3 protein-coding genes and 2 pseudogenes are annotated in these 3480 nt (G+C 69.6%); 2 read left to right on the forward strand and 3 right to left on the reverse strand.

What is annotated here, in order from left to right; all coding sequences use genetic code 11:
• Together FNH04_RS48370 and FNH04_RS43315 are read left to right on the forward strand one after the other, a co-directional pair.
• Positions 1-148 (forward strand): annotated as a pseudogene (locus tag FNH04_RS48370) (helix-turn-helix domain-containing protein); the annotation flags it as partial.
• 26 nt (positions 149-174) lie between these two features.
• A complete protein-coding gene (locus FNH04_RS43315; protein ID WP_152791724.1) occupies positions 175-1050 on the forward strand; it encodes a hypothetical protein in 876 nt (291 codons plus the stop codon).
• Positions 1051-1116: 66 nt separating this feature from the next.
• On the opposite strand, the gene FNH04_RS47020 is transcribed toward FNH04_RS43315, so the two are convergent.
• The 3 genes and pseudogenes from FNH04_RS47020 to FNH04_RS43325 all read right to left on the reverse strand — a co-directional run.
• The gene (locus FNH04_RS47020; RefSeq protein WP_194237013.1) at positions 1117-1260 is read right to left on the reverse strand and encodes a hypothetical protein; all 144 of its coding nucleotides are present in this window, start codon (positions 1258-1260) and stop codon (positions 1117-1119) included.
• Between the two features lie 297 nt (positions 1261-1557).
• On the reverse strand, positions 1558-2622 hold the full coding sequence (locus FNH04_RS43320; RefSeq protein ID WP_152791725.1) for an endo-1,4-beta-xylanase: 1065 nt from the start codon (positions 2620-2622) through the stop codon (positions 1558-1560).
• Between the two features lie 74 nt (positions 2623-2696).
• Positions 2697-3480, reverse strand: a pseudogene (locus FNH04_RS43325) (glycosyl hydrolase 115 family protein); the annotation flags it as partial.

Raw genomic sequence — 3480 nt, forward strand, 5'->3', positions numbered from 1 at the left:
GCCGCCCCCGCCCCCGTTCGGCGCCGCAACACGTCCACCAGCGATCCAGCACCCGCTCCAGAACTGCGACGGCTGCGACCGCGCCTTCCGCGCACCCGAACCCGGCCGCTGCCGCGACTGCCGGACCCGCTGTCCCTCACCCCGTTGAAATCCCTCCAACGACCAAGGAACTGCATGGTCAGCTCACCCCACGAGGCGATGCACCGCATCTTCCAGGAGTACCCGGGACTGTTCACCGGTGTCTCCCAGGCCCTCGGCCTCGACTTCCCCCCACCCACCTCGGTCACGATCCTGCCGACCGACCTCACCGAGGCCCGGCCCATCGAACGCCGCGTCGACACGCTGCTGCGTTTCGACTCCGAGCACGACGGCCCGTTGCTGCTCGCGGTCGAGGCTCAGGGCAAGAAGGACCCGGACAAGCCCGCCAGCTGGGCCTATTACCTGTCCTTCCTATACACCAAGTACAAGATCCCGCCTCTGCTCCTGGTCGTCTGCCAGGACCGGGCCACGGCCGAGTGGGCCGCTCGGCCCGTACCCATCGGCCCTCACCAGTGGCCCGCGCTCACCCTGCGACCGCTGGTGGCCGGCCCGCACAACATCCCCGTGATCACCGACCCCGACGAGGCGCGCACCGACCTGGCGCTGACCACACTGTCGGCCATCACCCACGCGACCGATCCGGACGTCGGGGTGATACTTAAAGCCCTGTCCACCGCTCTGCGGGACGTGCCCGAGGACATCGCAGACCCCATCATCGAATTCACAGCACAAGGCCTGAGCGGCAGCCGCCGGGCCGCGCAACTCTGGAGGAACCTGGTGGCCGTGGACCTCTCCTTCTACAAGTCCTCGCTCTCCGAAGAAATCCGGGACGAGGGCCGTGCCCAAGGCCGCGCGGAGGACATCCTGCGGCTCCTGGACCGTCGCGGCATCGACGTCTCGGACGCCGACCGCGAGCGCATCACGTCCTGTGACGACCTGGACGTCCTGGGGTGCTGGTTCGATCGGGCCATCACGGCCACGTCGACAGCCGAACTATTCGCCGAGGACTGAGTCCATCCTCGCGCCATGAGGGGCGGGCCGCGCAGTCGCCGCCCGCCCCTTGGAGTGCGTATCGAGTCACCGCACGGCGGCGGGCGGCTGCGCCTCGGTCTTCATCGGCGGAATGCTGGGGTCCGTCGCGTCGTACGGATATCCCAGTGTCGCGGACTCCAGTGCGTGGCCCAGGTTGTCGAAGCCGATGGGCTTGCCGTCGTCGTCCACCGGCCATGTGCGGGCATCCTTGTCATGCCCGACGAGGTAGTCCCAGTTGCTGAGGGGCGGGGGCCTGATTGAGCTGCATCCGAGCCGACTGCTTCTGAGCAGCCTCGGCCTTGATCTGCTCCCACTCGTCCCACGCCATTCCGCCCGGCCTCTCCCCCGTCGATGATCAGCGGTCTCTGTGCGCGTAATGCACCACGCGATGGTTCGTTCCTATCAGTCGCCACGCGCTCGCAGAAAGAAGCGACTGTCGCATCTGCACAGCATCCACATCGGCTCAGGCGGGGGAGGGAACTCACCTCATCGCCCCGCTGCCAGCCCCTCCCGCACCGCCCCGTACGCCGGCTTCCGCCCGTACTCCTCGTCCATCGGCGTCGCCGCCCCCTGACCGGCGAAGACCCCCGGCACCCACGAGTACCTGTCCGTGTAGCCCCACACCGTGAACGACCTGCAGCCGCGGGCGCCGAGGCACGCGTCCAGCAACCGGCGGAAATAGTCCGCCTGCGTGGCCGCCTTTTCGGCGTCCGCCGGCAGGATCATCCGCACGTCCACCTCCGTGAACGCCGTCTGCATGCCCAGCGCCTCGAAGCGGGCCAGGTTCTCCGCCACCTGACCCGGGAAGCCGTACTGGATCGCCAGGTGTCCCTGGATGCCGAAGCCCTGGACCGGGACGCCCTGAGCCCGGAGCCCCTTCGCCAGGTTGTAGTACGCCGTGGACTTCGCGTTGACGCCCTCGACGTTGTAGTCGTTCAGGAACAGCTTCGCCTTCGGGTCGGCCGCGTGGGCCCAGCGGAAGGCGTCGGCTATGTACGACGGGCCCAGCTGCTGGAGCCAGATCGAGTTGCGGAGGCTGCCGTCCTCCTCGAAGACCTCGTTCACCACGTCCCACTGCTGGATCCTGCCCTTGTAGCGCTTGACCTCCGTGGTGATGTGCTCGCGGAGGATCCCGCGGAGCTCCTTCGCGTCGATCGAGCCGTCCGCCACGCCCGTCGTCAGCCAGGCCGGGAGCTGGCTGTGCCAGACCAGGGTGTGGCCGCGCACCACCTGGCCGTGCGCGCGGGCGAAATGGACCAGGTCGTCGGCCGGCTTCCAGTCGTACACACCCCGCTGAGGCTCCACCGACTCCCACTTCATGACGTTCTCCGCGGTCACCGAGTCGAACTCACGGGCCGTCGTTCTGCGGTACGTCCGGTCCTCGGCCAGTGCCGTCATGTCCACGGCGGTGCCGATGCGTACGCCGGCCCGGTCGGCGAGCACCCGCAGCGGTGGGCCCGCGGTGTGCGCCGAGGCCGGCTGCGTCACGGCGCCCGCGGCCAGGAGCGCGCCGCTCAGCAGGGCGAGTACGGGCATGCGGAAGCGGTTCATGTGAGGGTCCCCTCTCTTCAGCGGAAGCTCGTCGGCGAAGACTCGCCAGCGGAAAGCTCGTCAGCGGAAGCTCGTCAGCGCACGCGGTGGCTCTCCAGCGGGCCCAGATACGTCGGTGCCAGCCCGCCCGTGTCGATCACCAGGCGTTGCAGGACGACCGTCGGGTCGACCATCCAGAACTTCAGGCGGTGCACACCCGCGCGGGCGATCGTGTGCTTCGTCGACGTCACGTTCACGTTGTCCGACGTGTTCCGGGCCCACTGCTTGTTCATCAGACCGTCGTCGGCGCCCGTGACCGCGTTGATGTCGACGATCTCCGGCTCACCGTCGTCGAAGGACACCCCGTACCGCAGCCCGCCCGTCACCAGCGCCGGGTTCCGCGGGGAGAGGTACGACCAGACCGTCACCTCGCCCGCCGACAGCAGCGTCACCTCGTACTCCAGCCGCGGTCCGGCATGACCGGGCGTCTGGCGCGGTGCCGTCACCGGCCACGGTGTCATCCCGGCTCCCGTACGGCCGATCCGCCCGATCCGCTGCCAGCGGATGCCCCGCGCGCCCACCGCCCGGGCACAGTGCTCCGCGTCGATCGCCACGTACCCGCCCGCCTCGACGAACCCCCGCAGCCCACGCCGCGCCGGCTTCTCCGCGACCGCCCTGACGGTCACCGACGCCCCGGCGCCGCGCACCACCACCGAGCCCTCCGCGCGCCCCTCCGGCGCCCGTGCCCAGTCCACCCGCAGCACCACCCGCACCTGCTGCTCGACCCGGCCGCGCGGGCGCTCGACCCGCAGCCACGGCACCGAGGACTCGATCCGGTACTCGAAGGGCGTAAGGCCCCGGTTGAACACCTCGATGTAC

Source organism: Streptomyces phyllanthi (assembly GCF_009377205.1).
Taxonomy (GTDB): Bacteria; Actinomycetota; Actinomycetes; order Streptomycetales; family Streptomycetaceae; genus Streptomyces; species Streptomyces phyllanthi.